Source organism: Aeromonas sp. PI_26, from assembly GCF_027854445.1.
In the GTDB taxonomy this organism is placed as follows: Bacteria; Pseudomonadota; Gammaproteobacteria; order Enterobacterales; family Aeromonadaceae; genus Aeromonas; species Aeromonas veronii.
This window is the reverse complement of sequence record NZ_JAJNOE010000003.1, coordinates 252685-278092: the sequence shown is the minus strand read 5'-3', so window position 1 is coordinate 278092 and position 25408 is coordinate 252685. Positions and strand designations below refer to the sequence as shown.

Annotated in this window: 25 protein-coding genes; 16 read left to right on the top strand and 9 right to left on the bottom strand. The window is 58.3% G+C overall.

Translation table 11 applies throughout. The annotated features are described in order from the left end of the window. Positions 1 to 35: 35 nt before the first annotated feature. The 11 genes from fabD (at position 36) to LRL22_RS05990 (ending at position 9439) form a co-directional block, all read left to right on the top strand. On the top strand, positions 36 to 971 hold the full coding sequence (fabD, locus tag LRL22_RS06040) for an ACP S-malonyltransferase (protein WP_042083039.1): 936 nt from the start codon (positions 36 to 38) through the stop codon (positions 969 to 971). Between the two features lie 13 nt (positions 972 to 984). Further along, positions 985 to 1719, top strand: a complete 735-nt coding sequence (fabG, locus tag LRL22_RS06035) for a 3-oxoacyl-ACP reductase FabG (protein ID WP_270904949.1) — start codon at positions 985 to 987, stop codon at positions 1717 to 1719. A 158-nt stretch (positions 1720 to 1877) separates the two neighbouring features. After that, entirely contained in the window at positions 1878 to 2114 is a 237-nt protein-coding gene (gene acpP, locus LRL22_RS06030; protein ID WP_005300909.1) for an acyl carrier protein, read from the top strand. Between the two features lie 82 nt (positions 2115 to 2196). Continuing rightward, entirely contained in the window at positions 2197 to 3438 is a 1242-nt protein-coding gene (gene fabF, locus LRL22_RS06025; RefSeq protein WP_005333158.1) for a beta-ketoacyl-ACP synthase II, read from the top strand. Positions 3439 to 3506: 68 nt separating this feature from the next. After that, entirely contained in the window at positions 3507 to 4313 is an 807-nt protein-coding gene (gene pabC, locus LRL22_RS06020) for an aminodeoxychorismate lyase (protein ID WP_270904948.1), read from the top strand. After that, a complete protein-coding gene (gene mltG / locus LRL22_RS06015; protein ID WP_270904947.1) occupies positions 4303 to 5304 on the top strand; it encodes an endolytic transglycosylase MltG in 1002 nt (333 codons plus the stop codon). Before pabC ends, mltG begins: the two co-directional genes overlap by 11 nt. After that, on the top strand, positions 5304 to 5945 hold the full coding sequence (gene tmk, locus LRL22_RS06010) for a dTMP kinase (RefSeq protein WP_270904946.1): 642 nt from the start codon (positions 5304 to 5306) through the stop codon (positions 5943 to 5945). The genes mltG and tmk overlap by 1 nt, the downstream gene beginning before the upstream one ends. Further along, positions 5930 to 6877: a DNA polymerase III subunit delta' gene (holB, locus tag LRL22_RS06005; RefSeq protein ID WP_270904945.1), complete on the top strand. Its 948-nt coding sequence runs from the start codon at positions 5930 to 5932 to the stop codon at positions 6875 to 6877. The genes tmk and holB overlap by 16 nt, the downstream gene beginning before the upstream one ends. Before the next feature lie 25 nt (positions 6878 to 6902). Further along, positions 6903 to 7682, top strand: a complete 780-nt coding sequence (locus LRL22_RS06000) for a TatD family hydrolase (protein ID WP_005345529.1) — start codon at positions 6903 to 6905, stop codon at positions 7680 to 7682. A 322-nt stretch (positions 7683 to 8004) separates the two neighbouring features. After that, positions 8005 to 8994, top strand: a complete 990-nt coding sequence (locus LRL22_RS05995) for a tyrosine-type recombinase/integrase (RefSeq protein ID WP_270904966.1) — start codon at positions 8005 to 8007, stop codon at positions 8992 to 8994. A gap of 160 nt (positions 8995 to 9154) precedes the next feature. Then, positions 9155 to 9439 carry a RepB family protein gene (locus LRL22_RS05990; protein WP_201951120.1) on the top strand — a complete coding sequence of 95 codons (285 nt, stop codon included), beginning with the start codon at positions 9155 to 9157 and terminating at the stop codon, positions 9437 to 9439. Between the two features lie 226 nt (positions 9440 to 9665). Here the strand turns inward: LRL22_RS05990 and rsmF are convergent, their stop codons facing one another. The 4 genes from rsmF to LRL22_RS05970 all read right to left on the bottom strand — a co-directional run bounded on the left by rsmF (position 9666) and on the right by LRL22_RS05970 (position 15061). Then, a complete protein-coding gene (gene rsmF / locus LRL22_RS05985; protein ID WP_270904944.1) occupies positions 9666 to 11096 on the bottom strand; it encodes a 16S rRNA (cytosine(1407)-C(5))-methyltransferase RsmF in 1431 nt (476 codons plus the stop codon). A gap of 144 nt (positions 11097 to 11240) precedes the next feature. Further along, positions 11241 to 13793 (bottom strand): MlaD family protein, encoded by a 2553-nt coding sequence (locus LRL22_RS05980; RefSeq protein WP_270904943.1) that lies wholly within the window; start codon positions 13791 to 13793, stop codon positions 11241 to 11243. 55 nt (positions 13794 to 13848) lie between these two features. Beyond that, positions 13849 to 14451, bottom strand: a complete 603-nt coding sequence (locus LRL22_RS05975) for a paraquat-inducible protein A (RefSeq protein ID WP_005333132.1) — start codon at positions 14449 to 14451, stop codon at positions 13849 to 13851. After that, the gene (locus LRL22_RS05970) at positions 14435 to 15061 is read right to left on the bottom strand and encodes a paraquat-inducible protein A (RefSeq protein ID WP_100645876.1); all 627 of its coding nucleotides are present in this window, start codon (positions 15059 to 15061) and stop codon (positions 14435 to 14437) included. The genes LRL22_RS05975 and LRL22_RS05970 overlap by 17 nt, the downstream gene beginning before the upstream one ends. 147 nt (positions 15062 to 15208) lie before the next feature. Between LRL22_RS05970 and prpB the strand changes: the two genes are divergently transcribed. The 3 genes from prpB to LRL22_RS05955 are packed head-to-tail and all read left to right on the top strand — an operon-like array spanning position 15209 to position 18690. After that, positions 15209 to 16096, top strand: a complete 888-nt coding sequence (gene prpB / locus LRL22_RS05965; RefSeq protein WP_270904965.1) for a methylisocitrate lyase — start codon at positions 15209 to 15211, stop codon at positions 16094 to 16096. A 10-nt stretch (positions 16097 to 16106) separates the two neighbouring features. Continuing rightward, positions 16107 to 17234 carry a bifunctional 2-methylcitrate synthase/citrate synthase gene (prpC, locus tag LRL22_RS05960; RefSeq protein ID WP_150389117.1) on the top strand — a complete coding sequence of 376 codons (1128 nt, stop codon included), beginning with the start codon at positions 16107 to 16109 and terminating at the stop codon, positions 17232 to 17234. 10 nt (positions 17235 to 17244) lie between these two features. Continuing rightward, positions 17245 to 18690 (top strand): bifunctional 2-methylcitrate dehydratase/aconitate hydratase, encoded by a 1446-nt coding sequence (locus tag LRL22_RS05955; protein WP_270904942.1) that lies wholly within the window; start codon positions 17245 to 17247, stop codon positions 18688 to 18690. A 99-nt stretch (positions 18691 to 18789) separates the two neighbouring features. On the opposite strand, the gene LRL22_RS05950 is transcribed toward LRL22_RS05955, so the two are convergent. Continuing rightward, on the bottom strand, positions 18790 to 19518 hold the full coding sequence (locus tag LRL22_RS05950) for an FFLEELY motif protein (RefSeq protein WP_270904941.1): 729 nt from the start codon (positions 19516 to 19518) through the stop codon (positions 18790 to 18792). Positions 19519 to 19777: 259 nt separating this feature from the next. On the opposite strand from LRL22_RS05950, the gene LRL22_RS05945 reads away from it, so the two are divergent. Both LRL22_RS05945 and LRL22_RS05940 read left to right on the top strand, forming a co-directional pair. After that, complete coding sequence (locus tag LRL22_RS05945) at positions 19778 to 20110, top strand: polyhydroxyalkanoic acid system family protein (RefSeq protein ID WP_058057034.1); 333 nt, start codon at positions 19778 to 19780, stop codon at positions 20108 to 20110. A 254-nt stretch (positions 20111 to 20364) separates the two neighbouring features. Then, a complete protein-coding gene (locus LRL22_RS05940) occupies positions 20365 to 21795 on the top strand; it encodes a wax ester/triacylglycerol synthase family O-acyltransferase (protein ID WP_043820038.1) in 1431 nt (476 codons plus the stop codon). A 115-nt stretch (positions 21796 to 21910) separates the two neighbouring features. Here the strand turns inward: LRL22_RS05940 and LRL22_RS05935 are convergent, their stop codons facing one another. From LRL22_RS05935 to LRL22_RS05920, 4 genes are all read right to left on the bottom strand, one after another. Continuing rightward, positions 21911 to 22699 (bottom strand): hypothetical protein, encoded by a 789-nt coding sequence (locus tag LRL22_RS05935; protein WP_270904940.1) that lies wholly within the window; start codon positions 22697 to 22699, stop codon positions 21911 to 21913. Between the two features lie 25 nt (positions 22700 to 22724). Beyond that, positions 22725 to 23366, bottom strand: a complete 642-nt coding sequence (locus LRL22_RS05930; RefSeq protein WP_005345492.1) for a TetR/AcrR family transcriptional regulator — start codon at positions 23364 to 23366, stop codon at positions 22725 to 22727. 1 nt (position 23367) lies between these two features. Then, on the bottom strand, positions 23368 to 24555 hold the full coding sequence (locus LRL22_RS05925; protein ID WP_042055038.1) for a patatin-like phospholipase family protein: 1188 nt from the start codon (positions 24553 to 24555) through the stop codon (positions 23368 to 23370). 94 nt (positions 24556 to 24649) lie between these two features. After that, positions 24650 to 25222, bottom strand: a complete 573-nt coding sequence (locus tag LRL22_RS05920) for a phasin family protein (RefSeq protein ID WP_005333118.1) — start codon at positions 25220 to 25222, stop codon at positions 24650 to 24652. Positions 25223 to 25408 lie beyond the last annotated feature (186 nt).

Sequence of the window (25408 nt, the reverse complement as noted above, 5' to 3'; positions counted from 1 at the left end):
GATTTCATTTTTGTCTTATCTAAAAGGAATCAATGATGACCCAATTTGCCATTGCCTTCCCGGGACAAGGTTCCCAGTCCGTAGGCATGCTGGCCGAGCTGGCCGAACAACATGCCGTGATCAAGGAGACCTTCGCCGAGGCGAGCCAGGTGCTGGGTTATGACCTGTTTGCCCTGGTGATGGATGGTCCGGTTGAAGATCTGAACAAAACCTGGCGCACTCAGCCTGCGCTGCTGACAGCCTCTGTCGCTCTGTGGCGCCTGTGGCAACAGCTGGGTGGGGCAACCCCTGCCGTCATGGCGGGTCACAGCCTGGGTGAGTATTCCGCGCTGGTTTGCAGCGGTGCACTCGATTTTGCCGATGCGGTCAAACTGGTCGAGCTGCGTGGTCTGGCCATGCAGGAAGCGGTACCGGAAGGCACCGGCGCCATGGCGGCCATCATCGGTCTGGATAACGAATCCATCGCCGCCAACTGCGAAAAAGCGGCACAAGGGCAGGTGGTCTCTCCGGTCAACTTCAACTCCCCGGGCCAGGTGGTTATCGCCGGTCACAAAGAGGCCGTTGAGCGAGCCAACGTGCTGATGAAAGAGTCGGGCGCCAAGCGTGCGTTGCCGCTGCCGGTCTCCGTGCCGTCTCACTGCGCGCTGATGAAACCTGCCGCAGAAAAACTGGCAGCTGCGCTGGACGGGATCGAGATCAAGGTTCCAACCATCGCGGTCATCAATAATGTCGACGTATCCTGTGAACAGGATCCGGCCGCCATCAAGCAAGCACTGGTACGTCAGCTGTTCAGCCCGGTTCGTTGGACCGAGACTGTCGAGCGGATGGCCAATGAGGGGGTTACCCTCGAGATCGAGATGGGACCGGGCAAAGTGTTGACCGGGCTCGCCAAGCGCATCGACAAGCGCGTGGAAGGTATTCACGCCAACGATGCCGCCTCTTTCGAGCAGGCGCTGGCCCAGATCAAGTAAACAGGAGCAAGTGATGAGTTTTACCGATAAGGTTGTGTTGGTGACCGGTGCCAGTCGTGGCATCGGCCGTGCGATTGCCGAAACATTCGTGGCCCGTGGCGCGAAAGTGGTCGGTACGGCGACCAGCGAGAGCGGTGCCGAGGCGATCAGCGCCTATCTGGGCGACAATGGTTGCGGCATAGCACTGAACGTGACCAGCCAGGAATCCATCGAAGCCGTCTTCGCCGCCATCAAGGCGCGCTTTGGCGACATCGACATCCTGATCAACAACGCGGGTATCACCCGTGACAACCTGTTGATGCGGATGAAAGATGACGAGTGGAACGAGATCATCGATACCAATCTGACCTCGCTTTACCGTCTGAGCAAACCGGTGTTGCGTGCCATGATGAAGAAACGTCACGGTCGCATCATCAGCATTGGCTCCGTGGTGGGAACCATGGGCAATGCCGGTCAGGTCAACTATGCTGCCGCCAAGGCCGGTCTGGTTGGTTTTACCAAATCGTTGGCGCGGGAAGTGGCATCCCGTGGTATCACAGTGAACGCGGTTGCTCCCGGTTTCATCGAAACCGACATGACCCGTGCCCTGAATGACGATCAACGTGCCGGCATCATGAGTCAGGTGCCTGCCGCCCGTTTGGGTGATCCAAAAGAAATTGCCGCAGCTGTGGTATTCTTGGCTTCTGATGAAGCAGCCTATATCACCGGCGAAACCCTGCATGTTAATGGCGGGATGTACATGGTGTAATCAATTTGTCGTAAGATCTGTTCAAATTTGCGATAGTACGCCGAAGTTTGGCACATTTCGTGGTTTGACCAGCGGCAAGCTACTTGCAAACTCACGTCAATTGAATAAACTACCCCAACCAGACGCAAATAGCGTATTTTTAAAGGAAAATTCAGGTCATGAGCAACATCGAAGAACGCGTAAAGAAAATCATCATCGAACAACTGGGTGTTAAAGAGGAAGACGTTAAGAACGCTGCCTCCTTCGTCGACGACCTGGGCGCTGACTCTTTGGATACCGTTGAACTGGTAATGGCGCTGGAAGAAGAATTCGATACCGAAATTCCTGATGAAGAAGCCGAGAAGATCACCACTGTTCAAGCGGCTATCGACTACATCACCGCTAATCAGGAATAAGTTCCTGTTCTGAAAGAAGCGGCCCAAGGGCCGCTTCTTTTGTATTTGTTCCCTTTCAAAACACCTCTCGGAGACTACCTCAGTGTCAAAACGCAGAGTCGTGGTGACCGGCTTGGGGATGCTTTCCCCGGTGGGTAACACTGCCGAATCCAGCTGGCAAGCACTGCTCAACGGGCAGAGCGGCATTTCCCTTATCGAACATTTTGATGCCAGCGAGTTTGCAACCCGCTTCGCAGGTCTGGTCAAGGATTTCGATCCCGAGCAATACGGCATCAACCGTAAAGACGCTCGCAAGATGGATCTCTTCATTCAATACGGCATCGCAGCCGGTATGCAGGCACTGGATGATTCCGGCCTGACCATCAATGAAGAGAATGCCGAACGTGTCGGCGTGGCGATTGGCTCCGGTATCGGCGGTCTGGGTCTGATTGAACAGAACCACGAAAGCTTGGTCAACGGCGGCCCGCGCAAGATCAGTCCCTTCTTCGTTCCGTCCACCATCATCAATATGGTGTCCGGTCATCTTTCCATCATGAAAGGTCTGCAAGGGCCGAACATCGCCGTGACGACCGCCTGTACCACTGGTACCCATGCCATCGGTATGGCTGGCCGGATGATCGCTTACGGTGATGCCGATGTGATGGTCGCCGGCGGTGCCGAGAAAGCCTCCACCGCGATGGGGATGGGTGGCTTCGCAGCAGCCAAGGCACTCTCCAACCGCAACGACGAGCCGCAAAAAGCGAGCCGTCCGTGGGATAAAGATCGCGATGGTTTCGTGCTGGGTGACGGTGCCGGTGTACTGGTACTGGAAGAGTACGAACACGCCAAGGCCCGTGGCGCCAAGATCTACGCCGAGCTGGTCGGTTTTGGCATGAGCGGTGACGCGTACCACATGACTGCGCCTCCTGCAGATGGCAACGGTGGTGCTCGCGCCATGAAAAATGCTATCAAGGATGCCGGCATTGCTCCCGAGCAGATTGGTTACATCAACGCGCACGGTACCTCCACCCCGCTGGGTGATGTGGCCGAGCTGCGTGGCATGAAGTCGGTGTTTGGTGAGCACGCCAAATCCCTGATGGTGAGCTCTACCAAGTCCATGACCGGTCACCTGTTGGGCGCCGCCGGTGCCATCGAGGCGATCATCACAGTGTTGGCCCTGCGTGATCAGGTGGCTCCGCCCACCATCAACCTGGACAACCCGGATGAAGAGTGCGACTTGGATCTGGTACCCCATGTGGCCAAGCCAGGCAGCTTCGAGTACGCCCTTTCCAACTCGTTTGGTTTTGGCGGCACCAATGGCTCACTGATCTTCAAACGCGTATAATTTGCCGCAGGGCAAAGACACAGGCCCGATACTGCCGGTATCGGGCCTTTTTTATCGGAGGGATCCCTTTGCTTATCAATGGAATGCAGCTTGATACCATCTCGGCCCATGATCGGGGGCTGGCTTATGGTGACGGTCATTTCACCACCATGGCGGTCAAGGAGGGTCGCGTGTTGCAGTGGCCTGCCCATCTGGCACGGTTGCAGCTGGCCAACAACCGGCTGGGATTGGTTGAACCGGACTGGGAACTCTTGACCCGGGAGGTTGAAGAGATGGTGGCCGACCAGCCACAATGCGTGGCCAAGGTGATCCTGACCCGCGGTGAGGGGGGGCGAGGCTATGATGGCAGCGGATGTCAGCACACGACCCGGATTGTCACTCTGGCGCCATTTCCCACTCACTATGGCCAGTGGCAACAGGAGGGGATCGAGATGGTGGTGTGCCGCCAGCGGATCGGCGATGCCCCCATGCTGGCCGGGCTTAAAACCTTGAATCGTCTGGAGCAGGTATTGCTGAAAAGCGAACTTGTCAGCCGAAATGCAGTCGAAGGGATAGTGCTTAACAGTCGTGGTTTTCTGATTGAAGGGGTCAGTGCCAATCTGTTTTGGCGTCGGGGCAAGACGGTGTTTACGCCCGATCTCGCCCGCGGTGGTGTCGATGGCATCATGCGTCGCCAGGTGATAGCGATGTTGAAACAGATGAGTATTGAGTTGCGTGTGGTAGAGGCTCCGCTGGAATCACTATGGCAGGCGGAAGAGGTGTGGCTCACCAATACCCTGATGGGGATCGTGCCGGTCAATGGCATCGAGGATATTCACTATCCCCCAGCTGTATTGAGTCGCCGTTTACAGGAGCGTTTGGTCATTGAAGTTTAATCGGCTTTACACCATGCTTGCGGGGGCGGCACTGACGGTTGCCGCTGCCGGGGGCTATGTACATTACAAATGGCAACAGGTAGAAACGCTCACCAACAAGGGGCCGACCCGGCTCTTTACGGTGGAGAAGGGCGCCCATGCGGCGCGCCTCATCGCCGAACTGGGGGAGGGGGAAGCCAGCCCCTGGGCGGTGCGGCTCTGGCTGCGGAGCCATCCCGAACTGGTGGCCATCAAATCGGGCACCTATGAAATCAAGGAAGGGGCACCTCTCAAGGAGACCCTCTCTCTGTTCGCATCGGGTAAGGAGTTTCACTTCAGCCTCACCTTCGTCGAAGGTTCCCGTTTCGAGGATTGGCAGAAGCAGCTCTCCAGCGCCCCATACCTTGAGCGATTGACTGTTGAGCAATCCGAAGCCGACTTGGCGCAGGAGCTCGGCATCGAGAATGGCAAGCTGGAGGGGTGGTTCCTGCCGGAAACCTACGCCTATACCACCCATGCCAGCGATCTCTCGATCCTGCGTCGCGCCCATCAGGATATGGAGACTTTCCTGCAGCAGAGCTGGGAGAAACGTCAGGCCAACCTGCCTTACAAAACGCCCTATGAGGCGTTGATCATGGCTTCCATCATCGAGAAAGAGACCGGCCAGCCGGACGAGCGGGCGCAGATCGCCTCGGTGTTTGTCAATCGACTGCGTCTGGGCATGAAGCTGCAAACCGATCCCACCGTCATTTACGGGGTGAAGGATCGCTACGATGGCAACATTCGTCGCAGCGATCTGACCGACAAGAATCCCTACAACACCTATGTGATCGACGGCCTGCCGCCCACGCCCATCGCCATGCCGGGCAAGGCCTCCATCGAAGCAGCGCTCAACCCCAAGTCGACCGACTATCTCTACTTTGTCGCTAAGGGGGGCGGTGCCCACTATTTCTCCAAGACCCTCGATGAACACAATCGGGCGGTTCGCGAATACATATTGAAGAAACCCTAATGTCTAAATTTATTGTGATCGAAGGATTGGAAGGGGCAGGGAAGAGCTCGGCCGTTCGTTATGTGACCGACTATCTGCAGGGCCACGGCATCAACCGGATCGAGTGCACCCGCGAACCGGGTGGTACGCCGCTGGCCGAGCGGATGCGGGCCATCGTCAAAGAGGTGCACGACGAGCGCCTCACCATCGAGGCGGAACTGCTGCTGATGTATGCCTCCCGGGTACAACTGGTGGAGACCCGCATCAAACCCGCACTTGCCGACGGTGTCTGGGTGGTGGGGGATCGCCACGATCTCTCCTCCCAGGCCTATCAAGGCGGTGGCCGTGGTATCGATGCCCAGCTTATCGGTGCTATCAAGCAAGCGGTGCTCGGCAACTTCAAGCCGGATCTCACCCTCTATCTCGATATCGATCCCGCCCTTGGCTTGCAGCGCGCGCGCCATCGTGGCGAGCTGGATCGCATCGAACTGGAGCAACTGAGCTTCTTCGAGCGTACCCGAACTCGTTATCTCGAACTGGCCGCCAAGGATGACTCCATTGTGGTGATCGATGCGGCGCAAACGCCGGATCAGGTCAAAGCTGCCATCGAACGTGCATTGGAGCACTATCTGTCGAACGAGCCGCTATGTATCCCTGGCTGATCCCCGACTGGCATGCCCTGAGCCAGACGGCCCAGTCCGGTCGCCTCGGCCACGCCTGGTTGTTGCTCGGCGATCCCGGTCTTGGCAAGGAACAGCTGGCCGAGCGGCTGGCACGTTTGCACCTTTGCCAGCAACCGGATCGCGGAGAGCCGTGCGGTCAGTGCCACTCTTGCCAACTGTTTGACAAGGGCAACCACCCGGATCTCGGCACCATAACTCGCGACAGCAAGACCATCGGGGTCGAGGCCATTCGCGAGATCTGCACCCGGCTGCAGGGCTCTGCCCAGCTCGGCCGTGGCAAGGTGGTGATCATTCCAGATGCGGAGCGGATGACCGAAGCGGCGGCCAACGCCCTGCTGAAAACCCTGGAAGAGCCGGCCGGCGACAGCTTGCTGTTGCTTATTGCCTCCCAGGTTTCCCGGCTGCTCCCTACCATTCTCAGTCGCTGTCACAAACATGTCTGTCAGTTGCCTGCGGAAGGGGAAACTGTACGCTGGTTGGCCGAGCAGGGTCATCAGGCCACTCTAGCTCAGGTGCGGATCTGTCAGGGGGCACCACTGCGGGTACTCGACTATATCGAGCAGCAACAGGACGGTACTCGCCGCGAACTGCTGGAACAGTTTGTCGCCCTGAGCCAAAGTCCGGGCAAGGCGACGGCACTGTGCAGCCAGCTTGGTCAGGAAACGCAGGTCAGGTTGCACTGGTTGCAGCTCTTCTTATGCGATGCCCTGAAAACCCAGGCCGGATGTGGTCACCATCAGCTGGCAATGCCTGATCTGGCAATTTTGAGTCAACGGTTGGCGGAGCAGCACTCCAGCGAAAAACTGCTGGAAGCAGAACAAGATCTGGTTTCCCTGAAAGCGGCATGCCAGCCTGGTCAGCTCTCCAATCCCACCATCCATCTGATGAACTGGCTCAGTCGCTGGTTATAAGTACCGACAAGCAGAAAGGTTTTATATGTTACTCGTTGATTCCCACTGTCATCTCGATCGCCTCAGCTATGGCAGCAAGCAGACCAGCATGGCTGATGTACTGGCAAAGGCCGCGAAACTGGACGTGGGATATTTTCTCTGTGTCAGTGTGACTCAGGCACAGTTCCCGACCATGCTCGAGGCGATCGCTCCCTATCCCCAGGTATTTGCCTCTTGCGGGGTACACCCGCTCAATCAGGAACCCGGTGTCGATGCCGAGTTGCTGCTCAAGCAAGCTGCCGATCCACGTGTGGTGGCTATCGGTGAGACCGGTCTCGATTACTTTTACTCGCCCGAGAACAAGGAAGTGCAGCAAGCCTCTTTCCGCGAACATATCCGGGTTGCGCGCGCGTTGAACAAGCCACTGATCATCCATACCCGCGATGCCCAGCAAGATACCTTGCAGATCATGCGCGAAGAGGGCGCTGATCAGGTTGGCGGTGTGCTGCACTGCTTCACCGAATCCCTCGAAATGGCGCAAGCTGCGATGGCGATGGGGTTCTATATCTCCATCTCCGGGATCGCCACCTTCAAAAATGCGTCTGCACTGCAAGAAGTGGTCAAGGCTCTGCCCCTCGACAGATTGCTGGTCGAGACCGACTCGCCCTATCTTGCACCTGTTCCGCATCGGGGGAGGGAGAACGAACCTGCCTTTGTGCGAGACGTTGCGCAGTTTATTGCCGATCTGCGTCATATTCCGCTTAATGAATTGGCAGAAGCCACCAGCCGGAATTTCTTTGAACTGTTCAAGCTGGCGAAAAAATAACACAGAAGCCCCGTTGCTCGGGGCTTTTATATTTCAAATACCAAGCTGATTACCCACCTGAAAACCAACCTAGCACAACGTTATCTCTCACCCACCCAGTCAATTCAACTCGTTCATCCATACAAAACTGGGTGAATGATATTCCGATGTTTCGTTTTTTCACTGTGGTCAAAGGGTATTAAAACATCAGGCTATAAGTATCGATAATATTCATTATCGATACTTGATGTATGGGAAGGATCCTGTAAGATCCTCTCAAACTTCATATGAATCATAGAGTTCCGTGGCATATCTATCCTTGTCCAATCTGGCTCATCAGTCACTGCAGACTGTTTTCGATGCACAGCTAAATAGTCGGGCACGCCGCTTTTTACGCAGTGCAAAAGCGGATTCCACTCTCAATGCCTATCAGGCGGATACCCGTATTTTTGTCTTCTGGTGTCAATTGCACGGGCTGGATCCGCTGCAAACGACCCATCACGACATCATGAATTTTCTCGCAGATCAGGCTGACGGCGTATTGGCCGACTGGGTATGGCTGGATAAAGAGGAGGGAAAAGGGGAGCTGCGCAACGGTGAACCTCGTAAACCGGCAACCCTAGTGAGACGGCTAGCCGGGATCCGTTATGCCTTCAAGCAGAAAGGCATTCATCCCATGCCCACCGAACATCCCGAAATCAAGGAGATGATGCGCGGTATTGTCAGGTTGGGGGATAACCGCAAACGCAAAACCGGCGCCCTGACGCTGCAACCATTGACCCAGGTGCTGGATGGCATCGACACCAGTGACCTCGCGGGTTTGCGTGATCACACCCTGCTACTGCTGATGTTCAGTGGCGCCTTGCGCCGCTCGGAAGCAGCCCGAATTGAGGTGAGCGATCTCGATTTTGTGGGGCAGGGGATCCGCCTTCGTCTCAAACCTAGCAAGCATCAGCTGCATGAAACCGAGATCGCCCTGATCCCGGGCAAGCACTATTGTCCCGTGTCGGCACTACAAAACTGGCTGAGCAAAAGCCGGATCAGCGAGGGGCCGCTGTTTCGACGCATGAATCGTTGGGGGCAACTGATGGCCGAACCACTCGGCCCCCAGGGCATCAATCTGATGATCAAGCGGCGAACCGGCCAAACCATCGATGATCTCTATGTCAGTGGCCATAGCTTGCGGCGTGGATTTATCACCTCGGCGGTGACTGCCGGCAAGCCGATGAACAAGATCATTGAAGTTACTCGCCACAAGGATATGCGAACCCTGCAGGAGTATTTCGATGACGCCCACAAATTCTCCGATCATGCCCTTGATGGCTTGCTTTGACACAACTGCGTCACTTCGTTTTTTATGTTAAATGATATCTTGTTAATCTGATGATATATTTGTCGCGCAGCCAACAGCCCAAAGGGGAAGGGCATCTTCCAATGGATAATGGCATGTGATGAGAGATAACAAACTCAGAAACGTAATATCGCAAGGACATATGAGCCAAGAAATGACAGTGCGTGAAGAGCAAGAAGCGGCCCCCCAAAACAATGCAGAGCGGCAGCGCCAACATGTAAAACGCAAGCAGGAGACCCATACCCGATTGCAATGCTGGATCAGCAATCGCCACGCCGAGCGATTGGCCGCTCTGGGTATCCATCTCGAAGACAGTCAGGCATCACTCATCGAGCAGGCGATCGATCTGCTCTACCAACATGAGCTGGGTAGAGAACCTCCGTTTGAAAACAGAGTCGCCACACAGCTCGAAGAGACTGTTGAATAGAGCCAAGAGTGAAGTAACAGCGATACGTGAAGAGATAAAAAAAGCCAGGTACGAATTCCTTGTACCTGGCATAGGGGAATTGGCTCCTTGCAGAGCCGTGCGCTAACTGGTGTTCGGATTGCCTTAAGCTTAGACAAGGCTCAAGGCTTTTCAAGATCCGAAGAAAAGTTCAACCAGAGTGTGGGTATTTCAGACTCGTTCAAGTGCTTATGCACCGAGCGGCCCACTACGCATTGAACAGATTGTTGTCACGCACCAGCTCGCGGGGGAGGGCATTCTTGACCCGACTCCCCACCCATTTCCCCATGCCCAGGGTATGCCCCTGATAGCGGACGATCACCTCGCCAGTACCAGCATCCTGTTCTGGCCAAACGTCCCGCCCCATCATGAATTCCCGCGCATTGGCGCTATCCAGCTCGACCACGCCCTTGCTCGCTTTATCGCCATAGGCCAGTGCCCACTCATGAGTGAGGCGATAACCTTTCTTGAAGGTTTCGGCCAACTTGATGCCGATGCGATCGAAACGAAGCTTGCCCTGCACCTGATCAAACCGCTCGGGGAAGAGCCAGATCTCGTCATTGCGGCCAAACAGCTGACCCTGCGGTGCCACCCCAAAGTTGGCTTCGATCTCGCGCAATATGGGTTCCGCCTCTTTGGCAGGAAGTGGCGCAAAAGGGAATTTACCCAGCTTGCCCGGCTTGAACATGGTGTTGGGTACCGAGTGATGCTTGCGCAATCTGGCGACGAAAAAGCCTTCACTGTCGAAGATCTGGGGCCAAACGTGCAGGTATCCTTCGGATGTACAGGCCTGCTCTGCATGGGGGAACAGGTCTGCCAACGAGTCAAAACTCAAGGCATCGCCAAACTTGTTCAGCAGGGATTGGCAGACCGCCTGATTCTCCTGCTCACTCAAGGTACAGGTGGAGTAGACCAGCACACCACCCGGTTTCAGGGCATGGAAGGCGCTCTCCAGCAACCCTTGTTGCACCGCCGCAATCTCGTCGATGCTCTCGATGCTCCAGTTGCGCAGCGCATCTTCATCCTTGCGCACCGTCCCTTCACCGGAGCAGGGGGCATCGAGCAGGATGGCATCGAAGGTCTCCGGCAACCACTGGCCAAATACCTTGGCATCAAAATGGGTCATCCCCACATTGGTCACGCCGCAGCGCTGGATATTGGCGCTAAGCACTTTCAACCGGCTGCTGGAAAACTCGTTGGCAACCAGCATTCCCTGATTGTTCATCAAGGCGGCTATCTGGGTGGTCTTGGAGCCGGGGGCCGCCGCCGCATCCAGCAACATGCCATCCGCCTTGATCTTGTCGCTGGCAAAGAGCGCCGTCACCGGCAGCATGGAGCTCGCTTCCTGAATGTAGAAGAGCCCGCTCAAGTGCTCGGCGGTATTGCCAAGTGGGACGGTTTCGTCGCTGCGGGTCAGCCAGAAGCCGGTGTCACACCAGGGGACAGGGTCAAGCTGCCAACCCAGTGGCTCCATCAGGGCGACGAAATCCGAGACGGCGATCTTCAAGGTATTGACCCGAATGCTGCGGCGCAGCGGACGTCGACAACTGGCCACAAAGTCTTCCATCGAGAGATGGGCCGGCATAATGGCCGCAATGTGGCGTAAAAAGTAATCGGGAAGGAAGGTGTTGTCGTGCACTGTGCCGTCTCGTTGACCGAAAAAGAGGGGCGATATCCTACCACAAGGCTAAGAATATTCTGAATCTGAACCCTATCAACAGGCACCGGAATATAAAAAAGCCCGGCACAGTGCCGGGCTTGGATGAGATACAAAGGGAAGAGGTCAGGGCTGGATACGTGGACTCCACTCCAGCCACTCTTTCTCGGCCTTGCCGTAGAGCGCATAGCTGTGGCCCGCTTTGACGGTTGGACCCATCTCTTTCTCCGGCGTATTGAAAGCAATGCCGCCGGCCAGCAGGCTCTGCACCGTCTCCACTTCGATAGTGCCGCCGGTCAGCCCGATATCCGCCTTGACCCCGGAGACATTCCAGAAACGGGAGTTGGCTCGCACCAGATGGGCATACTCCTGATCCACGTTGACATCGATCACCACCTCGCTGCCATCCCGAGCCAGCGCCACCTTGGTGACACTGCCCACCACCATCTTGCGAAACAGCAGCGGGCTGCCGACGCTCAGGCCATTAACCGAGGGGCTCTTGAGGGTCAGAGCCAGACCCACCGGGCCGACCTGACTCAAGGGGAAGCGATCTTTGCCTGCGCCTTTACCCGGTTGTGCTTCTACAAATGCCCCCTTGATCAGGGTATCGAGGTGCGCAACGCCGCCTAATCCCAGCTTGGCCTGCACCAGAGTAAAGCGGGCGCCGGACTGCAGGAAACGCTCGGCGTAGTGGCCATCGAGTTCGGCCTTGAAGATCACCTGACCCAGAGACGGCTCCAGCTCGATCTCTTCAATTTTACCGATATCGACCCCGCGATAGCGGATCGGACTGCCAATCCCGAGCCCCGGATTGCTCTCTGCCACCAGTGACAGCTGGCGCACCTTGGCCTTGGCTTGCTCCCTGGAATCGAACAGTTGATGACTGCTGCGGCCATTGGCCAACCGATCAAACTCAATGGCACCGCGCAGCAGGGTACCGAGGTTGCCCACCTTGACCTGCACCCCATCGACCCGCACCTTGGTGTCGATGGCCGGTTTTTTCCAGAATTGGGGTTGCTGGGCGAGGAGGGGAGCATAGACTCCATCAATCTCGAGTTCGATCTCGACCCCCTCTTTGGCGGCACGCAGCTGTTTGACCTTGCCCGCTTCAAGCCCAAGATAGAGTACAGGTGAGCCAATGCCGATGCCATCGGCCTGATCTGCTTTGAGCAACCAGCGCTGCGGCTTGGCATCACGGGTACCGAGCAGTGCCAGCTCCTGACTCGGGTAGAGACGGTTAATCCGCTCGCCACTGCTGGCTTGTACCAGCTTGATCCCGCCCCCCAACCATGCACTGGCCGGACTGGTTTCTACTTTGATGCCGCTCAGATCGGCATCGATCTGCAACGGGGCGGCGCGATAGAAGCGGGCACGGTTGAGCAGATGACCATAGTTCGGCGCCATCACCAGCTCGACGCTGGCATTGCCGCGCGCATCCAGGGTGAGCTGGCTGATACGGCCCACCTGCAATCCCTTGTACCAGACAGGTGCATCCTGATTGAGCCCCGTCAGATCGTCAGCCTGCAGCGTCACCTTGGTACCGCTCTGGGGGGCGCGATCGGTCAGGGTCATCTTCTGTACCGGTTTGCCCGCTACATAGTCGAGGCGAATGGCCGGGCCGGAGAGGAGGCGATCTGCATGCTGCACGCCGGTCGCGGAGAGGGAGACGCTCTCCCACACCAGCTGACTCTTGTCAGTAATGCGATAGGCCTGCTCCGGGTTGATCAGCGCTGTGACCACACGGCCTTTGTCGGTGAGGCGAATGGGGTCGATACGACCGATCTCGATCCCCTCATAGAGGATGGGCATCCCCTCCTTGACCGGAAGATCGCCAGCCGCAATGTCGATACGCTCGCCACGCGCCGCTTCCGCCAGCCCTTTATAGAGGACGAAAGTCTGTCCCTTCTCCGGTTCCGGTGAATCTTTGGGCGAGTCAAAGGCAATGCCGCCGCTCAGAATGGAGGTGAGGCTGCCGGCCTCCACGCTGACGCCAGCCAGACTGAAGGAGCCCTTGATGCCACTGATGTTCCAGAAGCGGGTATCGGCTTTGACCAGATGCTCGAAACGCGGCTCGATCACCAGATCCAGAATGACGTTCTGGTTGTCTTGACCCAGGCGGGTATTGATGACGCTGCCCACCTCGATACCGCGGAAATAGAGCTTGGCGCCAATCCCAACCGAACCCAGCGAATCGGCGGTCAGGTGCAGCATCCGCCCCTGAGCCTGATAGCCGGGAGGGGGGCCATCCAGTGCATCGAAGGTCTCCTCCAGCGGATTGCTTTCACGCCCCGGTTGCAGGTTGATGTAGTTGCCGGAGACCAGGGTATCGAGGCCGGAGATTTCGGTGAGCGACGCCTTGGGGCTCACCAGCCAGAAGTCGGATCCCTTGCGGATCAGCGGCCTGGCACGGCTGTCAATCTTGGCCATTACCGCAATCTTGCGGCCATCTTCAGCCAGCTCCAGCTCTTGCACCACGCCGATGGCCACCCCCTGATAACGAACCTGGGTTTTACCCGGCAAGATGCCGTTGCCCTGGGCAAAGTTGATCTGGATAAGCTGGCCACGGCTCAATACCTGCTGATAGAGAAAGCCACCCGCCAGCAGCAGGGCTATCAGGGGTAACAGCCAGACCGGCGATAACCAGCGACGCTTTTCAATGACGGGTTCAGCCCCGATCATAGTGACTCCTTATTGGCTGGATTAAACAGCACATCAGACAAAAACAGAGAAATCATCAACGGGCCGCCTTGTCCCATAGTAAACGGGTATCGAGCATGCGAGCCGACATCATGGTCAGCACCACCACACCGGCAAAGGCGGTGGCCCCCGGGCCTGCGCGGACACTCAGCAGCACACCCCGATCGACCAGTGCCACCATCAGCGAAATCACGAACAAGTCCAGCATTGACCAGCGACCGATAAAATCGATCACCCGATACATCACCAGCTGGCGCTTGCGCCGAACCGGCTTGGCCCGCTGCAACTGCCAGCAGATCCAGCCCAGCCCCAATATCTTGCCCACGGGTACCAGTATGCTGGCGGTGAGAACTATGGTGGCAATCCCGCTCATTTTGCTGCGATAGAGCATCATGATACCGCTGAAGATGGTATCTGACTGCAGCAACCCCTTGTTGTAGAAATGGGTTATGGGCAACAGATTGGCAGGCAACAACATGAAGGTGGCGAGCGCCAGCAAGCCCCACGACCAGGCGAGGGAGCGGGGAATGCGCACCTGTAATTTGCTGCTGCAACGGGGGCAGACTGCCCCGGCTTGATAACGCACCAGCAGACCGCAGGTATGGCAGCGGCAGAGCCCCATCTCACGGGCGCTGGTCATGTTCCGGCTCCTTTAACGGGATCCGCGCCCAGTAGGGGGCGGGGTCAAACAGGATCAGCAGGGTCATGTTGAGCAGCATCAGAATACCGAGGCTGAGCAAGCCGCCACCGAGGCGCACATCGGCGATGTCGATCAGTTTGAACAGGGCAACCAGCAAGCTGACGATATAGACCTCCAGCATGGCCCAGTGGCGAAACACCTCGACCAGCTTCAAGGTGACGGGAAGAATGTGCCAACGTTTGGCCAGACCCGAAGCCAGCACAAAGATCCCCGCCAATAACCCCACCGGCGCCAACACGGCGCACCAAAGCACCAAAGAGGCCACCCAAAACTCACCTTCGCCAAACAGCACCAGGATACCGCGCAGCAGGTCGGCATCGGTGTTGACCCCAGCCAGCCGCAGATAGATCAACGGCTCAAAAAACGCGGAGGGCAGCAGCAGAAATCCGGTGATGGTCAGGGCCATCAACTGGGAGGGACGAAAGGCATAACGGCCATAGAGATGTTGATGACATCGCGGGCAGTGGGCATGGCGACGCAGCGGCAGCGCTTTGCGCTGGATCAGCAAGTCGCACGCCGGACAGACAATCACGGAACCGGGCTCCATCATACAATTCAACCTGTTGAAGGAATTGGTGAAATTTACCCTAAAACCGGTTTCCTGTCTTGCCTGCGGCCGGAATGTTACGAAAGTATGATTGACGTTAACGTAAACGTGATATTAGATAGCCAGACTAGACAGGTGAAAGGAGTCATGATGTCCAGTTTGTCCCCCTCGGCAGGCTTGCGCTTTCGCACTGCCCTTGCCAATGAACATCCCCTGCAGATCGTCGGCACCATCAATGCTTATATGGCGCTGATGGCCGAGCGCTGCGGTTTTCAAGCTCTTTATCTCTCCGGTGCCGGGGTAGCCAATGCCTCCTACGGCTTGCCGGATCTCGGCATGACCTCCCTCAACGATGTGCTGATCGATGCCGAGCGGATCACAGCGGCGACCCGTGTGCCGCTACTGGTCGATATCGATACCGGCTGGGGCGGGGCATTCAATATCGCCCGCACCATTCGCGCGTTTGAGCGCGCCGGAGTTGCCGCCGTCCATATGGAAGATCAGGTGGCCCAGAAGCGTTGTGGTCATCGCCCCAACAAGGCGGTGGTCACGCTTGAAGAGATGTGTGATCGCATCAAGGCCGCAGTGGATGCCCGCGAGAATAGCGAGTTCGTCATCATGGCCCGCACCGATGCACTGGCGGTGGAGGGGATGGAGTCGGCTCTTGAACGCACCGCTGCCTATGTGGCAGCCGGTGCCGACATGATCTTCGCCGAGGCGGTGACCGAGCTTGCCCAGTACGACCAGTTCAAGCAGGCGGCCGAAGTGCCGATCCTCGCCAACATGACCGAGTTCGGCAAAACCGAGCTGTTTGACAAAGAGCAACTGGCCGCGCACGGGGTCGACATGGTGCTCTACCCGTTAAGCGCCAACCGCGCAGCCAATCAGGCCGCCCTCAACGTCTATCACCATATTCGCCAGGATGGTCATCAAAGGGCCGTCGTGGAGACCATGCAGACCCGGGAGTCACTCTACGACTTCCTCGGATATCACCACTACGAGCAGACACTGGATCGTCTGTTTACAGCCAAGGAATAGGAGGCAGCTTATGGGACAGCAAAAACCGTTGGGCGGGGCCGGTCTGCGCGGGCAGAGTGCGGGGGAGACCAGTATCTGCACCGTGGGCAAGAGCGGCACCGGTCTTACTTATCGCGGCTATGACATCAAGGAGCTGGCCGATAGCGCCCAGTTCGAGGAGGTCGCCTATCTGCTGCTCAAGGGGGAGTTGCCCGGTGAGCAGCAGCTTGACGCGTACAAGCGCGAACTGCGTCGCCTGCGCACTTTGCCGACGGCTCTGCTGGAGGTACTGGAGCGGATTCCCGCCGATGCTCATCCCATGGATGTGCTGCGCACCGGCTGTTCCATGCTCGGCGATCTGGAGCCGGAAGATGGCTTCGAGCATGAACACGAAGTGGCGGATCGGCTGCTGGCCGCCTTCCCGGGCATTCTGATCTACTGGTACAAGTTCAGCCACGAGGGAGTTCGCATCGCCCTCGATACCGATGAAGAGTGTATCGGTGGCCATTTCCTCGCGCTGCTGCACCAGAAAGCGCCGAGCGAGCTGGAGCGCCGGGTGATGCATGTCTCCCTCATCCTCTACGCCGAGCATGAGTTCAACGCCTCCACCTTTGCGGCGCGGGTTTGCGCCTCGACGCTCTCTGACATGTTCTCCTGTATCACAGCGGCCATCGGTACCCTGCGCGGCCCGCTCCACGGCGGAGCCAACGAGGCGGCCATGGCGATGATCGAACATTGGCAAGATGAAACGCAGGCAAGGCGCGAACTGCTGGCCAAGCTGGCGGCCAAGGAGAAGATCATGGGCTTTGGCCACGCCATTTACCGCACCTCGGACCCGCGCAACGTCATCATCAAGGAGTGGTCGGCCAAGCTCGCCGAGGCGGTGGGGGATGATCGCCTCTATCGCGTCTCCTGCGAGGCGGAGAAGGTGATGTGGGAAGAAAAAGAGCTCTTTCCCAACGCCGACTTCTTCCATGCCAGCGCCTATCACTACATGGGGATCCCGACCAAGCTGTTCACGCCTATCTTCGTCTGCTCACGGGTCACCGGCTGGTGCGCCCACGTGATGGAGCAGCGCGAGCACAACCGGATCATCCGCCCGAGCGCCGATTATGTCGGCCCGGCCCCCCGTCACTTTGTCTCTCTACAACAACGATAAGGAAGTCACGATGTCCGCCAACGTCGACGTCAACCACAGACCAGACCCTGATCAGGTGCTGGTCGATATTGCCGATTATGTCTGCAACCACCCCATTACCAGCCAGGCGGCCCTCGACACCGCCCGCTACTGCCTGATGGACACGCTCGGCTGTGGCCTCTTGGCCCTGCGCTTCCCCGAGTGTACCAAACACCTTGGCCCCATAGTCCCCGGTACACTGGTACCCCACGGCGCCCGGGTTCCCGGTACCCAGCTCTGCCTCGATCCGGTCAAGGCAGCCTGGGACATCGGTGCCATCATCCGCTGGCTCGATTACAACGACACCTGGCTGGCCGCCGAGTGGGGTCACCCCTCCGACAATCTGGGCGGTATTCTGGCCACTGCCGACTGGCTCTCCCGTACTCGCGTGGCCGAGGGCAAGGCGCCGCTTACCATGGCCGATGTGCTGGTGGCTATGGTCAAAGCCCACGAAATTCAGGGGGTGCTGGCGCTGGAAAACTCTTTCAATCGGGTCGGTCTCGATCACGTGGTACTGGTCAAGGTCGCCAGCACCGCCGTGGTGACTCATATGCTGGGGGGCACCCGCGATCAGGTGATCGATGCGGTCTCCCAGGCCTGGGTCGATGGCCAGAGCCTGCGTACCTACCGTCATGCCCCCAATGCGGGATCGCGCAAGAGCTGGGCAGCGGGGGATGCCACCTCTCGTGCGGTGCGCCTCGCCCTTATCACCATGAGTGGCGAGATGGGCTATCCCGGTGTGCTGAGCGCCCCCAAGTGGGGCTTCTACGATGTGCTGTTCAAGGGCAACCAGTTCGCCCTGCATCAGGGATACGGCAGCTATGTGATGGAGAACGTGCTATTCAAGATCTCCTATCCCGCCGAGTTCCATGCCCAGACCGCGGTGGAGTGCGCCATGAAGCTGCATGGGCAGGTGAAGGGGCGGCTCGACGAGATCGACCGCATCGAACTCACCACCCATGAGTCGGCCATTCGCATCATCAGCAAGGTCGGTGCCCTCAACAACCCCGCCGATCGGGATCACTGCCTGCAGTACATGGTGGCGGTGCCGCTCATCTTCGGTCGCCTGATCGCCGAGGATTACGAGGATGACGTGGCGGCCGATCCCCGCATCGACGCGCTACGCGGCAAGATGGTGGTACAGGAGGATAAACGCTACAGCCGCGAGTATCTGGAGGCAGACAAGCGCTCCATTGCCAACGCCATCCAGATCTTCTTCAAGGACGGCACTCACACCGCCAAGGTGGAGGTGGAGTATCCGGTCGGCCATCGCCGCCGGCGGGAGGAGGGGATTCCGCTGCTGGTGGAGAAATTCCAGCACAACCTGGCCACCCGCTTCCCGGCCAAACGGGTCAGCGACATCCTTGCTCTCTGTCAGGATGGGCCGCGGCTTGCTGCCACCCCGGTACACGCCTTTATGGATCTGCTGGTGATCTGACCGGTCTTGCATTGGCCAACATATCGGCAAACAGTGATAAACGAAAAGCGGGCTCATCGGCCCGCTTTGTTATTCTGGCGGCTTATCCCTCGATAAGCCTTACCCAAGCGCACTGCTGTCGCCGTTAAAGAGCGCCGTCATGATGGCCGTCTCGCGACTGGCGATGGTCTCGAGAAACTCGTTGGCACGCCCCATCTGATGACACACCTGATAGCCGCGCTCGACAAAGGAGAAGAGCTCGCCCAGCCCCGCCAGATGGGCGGGCCCTGACACCAGCTTGAGGGTTGCCCCCAGCAGCGGCTTTCTCGCCAGTCTGTCCAGCGTCATGCCAAGCTCGCTCACCAACGCAATCTGATGTTCCCGGCGCGCCTGTTCACCCACGGCACGATAGGCGATGGTGTAGTGGTCCGGCGTGATGGGAGCTATGCCATCAATGCGCCGTAGCGCCACCACCATCAGGTAGTCCAGCTCTTCGGAGAGAGCGTCGAGCTCGATCGCCTGCGCCAGCACCTTGAGGCCGGACTCCGGCAACAGTCGTTCGGCGGTCGGCATCACCCGCATCACATCTGCATCGCGGCGGGCGCAATCCCCCGAGCCATAGAGGTCGGTCAGGAAGAACTCGGCGGCAGGGCCGTAGCGGTCACTCTCCAGCAGATCACGATGGGTTCGCCCCAACCGGTCGGCCTGCCACTGGCGTAGCCGATCCCGATCCTGCTGATCTTCCGGGTGGGCACGCATCTGCTCGCGCAAGGCTGCAACCCGCTTGAGCTGGCGGTAGAGCCGACCCAGGGTGCTATCGTCGTCGTGGGCATGTTCTTGATGCGTCATCTACAGCTCTCTGGCCTTGGGCCCATTGATGGGGATTCGGTGATACGAAGATACAAATGAATGAAAAATAAGCAGCTTTTGCTGACCGTTCCGTGACAAGTGTAGCGCGCACGGGGGAGGGAATAAATGCCATGCCACGCTGATGGCCTGCATCCCTCTCGACTCTGTTAAGTGAGTCCCATTTATGTGAACCATCCTTTCATTTGTTGTGAACATGTGTTTAATATCAATAACTAACTTATGACCCAGAGTAACGACCATGTTCTTCAACTCGCTCGCTGGCAGCAGCGCACTCTCTACCATCCAGATCAGCCGTCAGCATCCGCTGGGACTGGCCGCCGCCCGGATCGCGGCCGAAGCCATCGCTGCGGACATGAGCGAGAGCTATCAACTCAATTGCGAATGGGCGGATGAAGAGGAGACCGAGCTACGCTTTCGCGGCTCAGGGGTACATGGCACTCTCACCCTGGACGAAGATATCCTGAAACTGGAAGTGCATCTTGGTTTGATGCTGTTGCCAGTACGCAGCGTACTGGAGCAAGAGATCCTCGATTATGTCGACAATCGCTTACCTTGCCCCAAACGTGTTTGAAACTCTTCGTTGCACTGCTTTTAAATAAACCAGCTGTAAACGATGGCTGTTTGAAATAAGTTTGCAAGCCATATGGTTTGTCAGATTTATTCTCAGGCGAGGTCTTGATTCTATTTGTCAGTAATCTTTCATCTTTATTTCATATTTCGAGTCGGCACTCATTAAAGTCATTCTGATTGCATCAAGTCTTCATCCGGATATGAGGACAGGAGCAATTTGCCGCCTCGGTAAATTCATTTTGTAGGGAAACAACCATGCCACTGAGTGAATTTATCTCCTGCGTCGATACCGCCTGGTTACGCATGGACAGACCCAACAACCTGATGCAGATCATCGGTGTCCTGATGTTTGAAGGAGAGCTTGATGAAGCGCGTCTGCGGGCCGGATTGCGCCACACCATTTCGGTGCAACCCCGCTTTCACCAGCGGGCCGTGCTGGAGGGGGGCTCCTATTACTGGCGTCATGATCCCGATTTCGATCTCGATCAGCACCTCAAGCGAGTGATCCTGCCGGGTGAAGCGGGCAAGCTGGAGCTGGAGAAGCTGGTGGCCGATCTCGCCTCGACGCCGCTCAACCACCAGCGCCCCCTGTGGGATATGCACCTGACCGACACGTCGCTGGGTGGGCAAGCGCTGGTGGTGCGCATTCACCACGCCATGGGCGACGGCTTCTCGCTGGTGCGGGCCATGCTGACCATGATGGATAACACCCCGGAAGGGGCGCCGCGACCACCGTCACCGGAGCCACTGGATGACAGCGATGACGAGGATGAGGAGGATTGCCACCAGGGCAGCCGTCTGGTGCGAGCCGGTCTCAAGCTGACCGGTAGCCTCTGGTCCAAATATGTCGAAGTGGTCACCCATCCCACCAAGGCGGTGGATTACCTCAAGACTGGGCGCGATCTGGCGAGTGAGCTGTGCAATATCGCCACCCTCGGTGATGACTCCCCCTGCCGCCTGCGGGGCAAGACCACCAGCACCAAGCGGGTGGCCTGGTCGGAGCAAATTGATCTGCCGGATATCAAGGCGGTGGGCAAGGTACTGGGCTGCTCGGTCAACGATCTGCTGATCGCCGCCACCGCAGGGGCGTTTCGCCACTACCTGCAGGAGAAAGGGGATGATGCCAACAAGGTCAAGATCCGCGCCTTGGTGCCGGTCAATATGCGTGCACCGGACGATGAGGGGGCACTTGGCAACCGCTTCGGGCTGGTGGCCCTGGACTTGCCACTGGATGTTGAACACCCGTTGCAGCGGCTCTATACCGTACGTGACCGGATGCAGGCGCTGCGCACCTCGCTACAACCCGTGGTAGTGCTCAACCTGTTACATGCCCTTGGCATGGCTCCCAATGCGGTGCAACAGCAGGCCGTCGAGCTGCTCACGGCCAAGGCCAGCGCGGTGATCACCAACGTGCCCGGCCCGCAGCAGACCCTCTATCTGGCTGGAGCAAAATTGCGTCAGCCGCTGTTCTGGGTCCCGCAATCGGGGGATATCGGCGTCGGCGTCTCCATCCTCTCTTACGATCACAAGGTGCAGCTTGGCCTTATCACCGACAAGAAGCTGGTTCCGGATCCGGATCGGGTGGTCGAGCGGTTTGCAGTGGAGTTCGAGCAACTGCTGTTGCTGGTGCTGATGGAGCCGGAGCTGTTGTTTGACCCCAACGGACTGGATGCGCTGCTCGGTTGATCGTGCATTTGATAGACCGGTGGCGGCGTAGCCAACCGGTCAGCTCCCATCATAAAAGAGGCCAACCCGTGGGTTGGCCTCTTGTTTTGCTACCTCTTAGTGGCAGGAGTGACGGTTAATCCTCCAGCTCTTCGCGCGCCGCCTCCACATCGAGGCGCTCCATGGCATCCATGGGTTCGCACTCGGCCGCTTCGGCATAGAGGGCTTCGGCGGCTTTCAGGCGGCTCTTGCCGTGCAGCATCACCTGAGCGTTGGCGTACTCCATGCGGGCGATAGCCGAGTCGGGGATCAGCGCCAGCGCCTCCTTGAAGTGACGCTCGGACTCCTCCTTCTTGGCGCCATAGGTGAGGCCGCCGATCATGGCCCCCAACTTGTCGACGATCTCCGCATGCCAGGCGCCAAAGGCGATATGGGCCTCGGCGTGGTCTGGCGCCAGCTCCAGCGCCTTCTCAAGGCTTGCCTTGATCTTGTCGCCAATTCCTTGCGAGAGGGCCTTGGAGATGGAAATCACTTGACTGTAGCGACCGAGTGCCAGCGCGTGGAAATACCAGGCGTTGGCGTTCCTGGGCTGGCGCTTTTGCAGCTTCTCGGCATGACTGGCCGCCCGCTCGAAGGCGGCTCGTTTGGCATACTTGTCCTCCAGCAGATAGCTGGCGTGGATCACCAGCGCCTTGTTTGCCACATTGAGGCCCGCCTCACCGGCCGCTTCACCAAGAGCGACGGCCCGGGCAAAATCCCCGGCATGATAGGCCCGCCAGGCATCCTGTACCTGTTCATCCTCGGGCCAGGGTTCGGCATCCCCCTGATGGAGACGATCCCAGTTGTCCGCCAGCTTCTGGCCAGCATACTCATAGGCCGCATCCGCGTAGGGGAAGGGGACAAATTCGAGTTGTGAAGTGGTCATGCTTGTTCTCCCTGTAGCATGTGAATCAAACCTTGTCGGTGTAGTGGTGGGCGAGGGCGCCCAGATGAGCGCGGGCATCGGCCCGCAAATAGGGTGCGACCAGCTGCATCACCTGAAAGACGCCGAGGGCGATATCGGCGTCCGCCTTGGGATGCAGTGCCCGCTGGTAAGAGATCCAGAATGTGCCCACCAGCGCCACATTGGCCGCCAGCGTGCGCATCTGTTGCGCCGTGCCCTCCATCAGCCCGACCGTTTGCAGATGGTTGCAAATGGCGATGGCGGTCTGCTCCTTTCGGCGCAGCAGGGCGGAAAAGCGCTGTTCCACCTGATGATAACCACTCATCAGGGTCGCGATATCGTAGTAGAGGAAACGGTACTGCCAGATGGCTTCAAACATCAGGTGGAGAAAGAGCCAGATATCTTCGGGCTCATCGGACGGGGTGCTGACCGCCTCCAGCAGGCGATCCATCTGCTGTTCAAATTCGCAGAACAGGGCGTTGACGATCTCCTCCTTGTTGTGGAAGTGGTAGTACAGATTGCCCTGGCTGATCTCCATCTCGGCCGCAATGGCCGAGGTGGTGACGCTGGGTTCCCCTTGTCGATTGAAGCAGGCGAGGGCAGTGGTCAGGATCCGCTCCCGGGTACGACGTTTGGGTTTGCGATCCATGCTACTCCTTTGGTGATGAACGACGCACGCCGTGGCGATAGCGTTTGGCAAGCCAGTGCTGCAGCTGCTCCAGCGACTTGTCGAGGGCGGCAACCGAGCCAATGCCGGGGGCCAGCAGGGTGCGATCTTCATCGGCCAGCGCAGCCAGATTGAGCTCGAGGCCATGCTTGGCCAGCACCGGCGCCAGCTCGTCACGACGCTGCCAGAGATCGCGGCGGGTATGCTGGTAAGCGTGCTCGCAGAGACGGCGGCGATCCCGGTAACTGAACACATTGGTGAAGAACATCTCGCCATCGGCAGAAGAGGGCTCAAACAGCAGGGCATCGGCGTCGGGATATTGGTGTCTGTAGCGATCCATCCCCACATGCATGCGGGAGTGGATGATGGCGCGAAAAGTCTGGGCCAGCACCACCGGCAGACCGCTGTCCACCAGATTGGTCGGCGCACCGGCGGCCATGTCCGCATCATAGGGCACCAGCGGATTGATGCAGAACACCAGATCCGCCCCCTCTTCCAGCGCTACCGAAGCGTGCAGAGTCTTGATCAGCGCCCCGTCCACATAGTAACGACCGTTGATCAAGGAGGGCGGAAAGAGACCGGGCAGGGCGGCTGACGCCTGTACCGCCGCCGAGATGGGCACATCATCGAGCCCCGAGCTGCCGAAGGCGACCGGATGACCGGTGTCGAGTTCGGTGGCTACCACAAACAGTCGACTGCGCAACTGGCGGAAATCGTTGCTGCGGCCGGGACGAGAGAAAAACTGGGTCAGGGTGCGATCCACCCCGCGGTTGTCGAACAGTCCGGTCGGAATGGCCTTGGAGAGCCCCTGCAGCGATTCAAACAGGCTGCGCTTCCAGGGCGCCGCCAGATAGTAGGTCAGGCTCTGCCACGCCAGTGGCGGGATCGAGGTCAGGCGGTCGGCATATTCACGAAAGGCGGGGCGCAGCAAGGTGGCCGGGTCAAACATCTCCCCCGAATCATCGCTGAGCAGGATCCGCACCAGCTTAGCCGGCGAGATGCCGTTGGCCAGCGCCGATGCCACCACGGCCCCCGAACTGACGCCGACATAGATATCGGCATGGTCAAGGCGCAGGCCGTTGATGCTGTCAGAGAGGGCTGCGCAGGCACCGATCTCGTAGATGCCGCCGAGCGGCCCGCCGCCAGCAAGGGCAATTGCGATGGTACTCATAGCGTCGCCTCTCTATCCATGACATTCACCATGACAAGACCGGCCCAGCGCAGGGCATGGGCCGGTATCAATCACCTTCCGTCACCGCGAGGGATCAGGGCAGGACGCTCTCTGCTTTGGCTTTCACCTCTTTCACCGCATCTTCAGCGGCGGAGAGGAGATCGGCGGCCTGCTCAACCACGGCCTCTTTAGCCTTGGCTACCGGCGCCTTCTTTACCGGAGGCTTGCGGGCAGCGGGCTTTTTGGCGGCAGCCGGTTTGGCTTCAGCGGCAGGGGCTTCCTCTTCCTGCGCATCCAGCAGTTGCTGGACTACATCGGTCAGCTCGGCCATGCGCTTGGAGAGCTTGTCGATATCCTTGCGGGTCGGAATGCCGAGGCTGGCCACAGCGCGGGCCACGCGATCTTCAAACACCTGCTCCAGACGACCCCAGGTATTGGCGGTCTTGTCGGTCACAGCGGCAATCTTCTCATCTGCGCTCTGACGGGTTTTGGCCTGCAATGCTTCCCCTTCCTGCACCAGGGCTTCAAAGATCTTGCCACCCTCTTCCTGCGCCTTGGCATAGGCACCCAGACCCGCCAACCAGATCTGCTGGGTGGACTCCTTGATGGTGGAGGTGAGTTGGTTGTCGGTCACTGAACCTGCCAGCGCTTTCAATTTCTTAGCCATGATCTTCTCCTTGAATAACGACAGATAAATGTAATGGCGACAACGAAACTGCAATCGGGTTGTGGCATTACTGATTTTTCAACTTCAGTCTAGGGACAAAAAATAGAGGGTTCTACCTAATAACGGAACAGGCACACCACCGAAATTAGGGTTTGCTCACGAACCGACAATCAAATTGCGGATTTC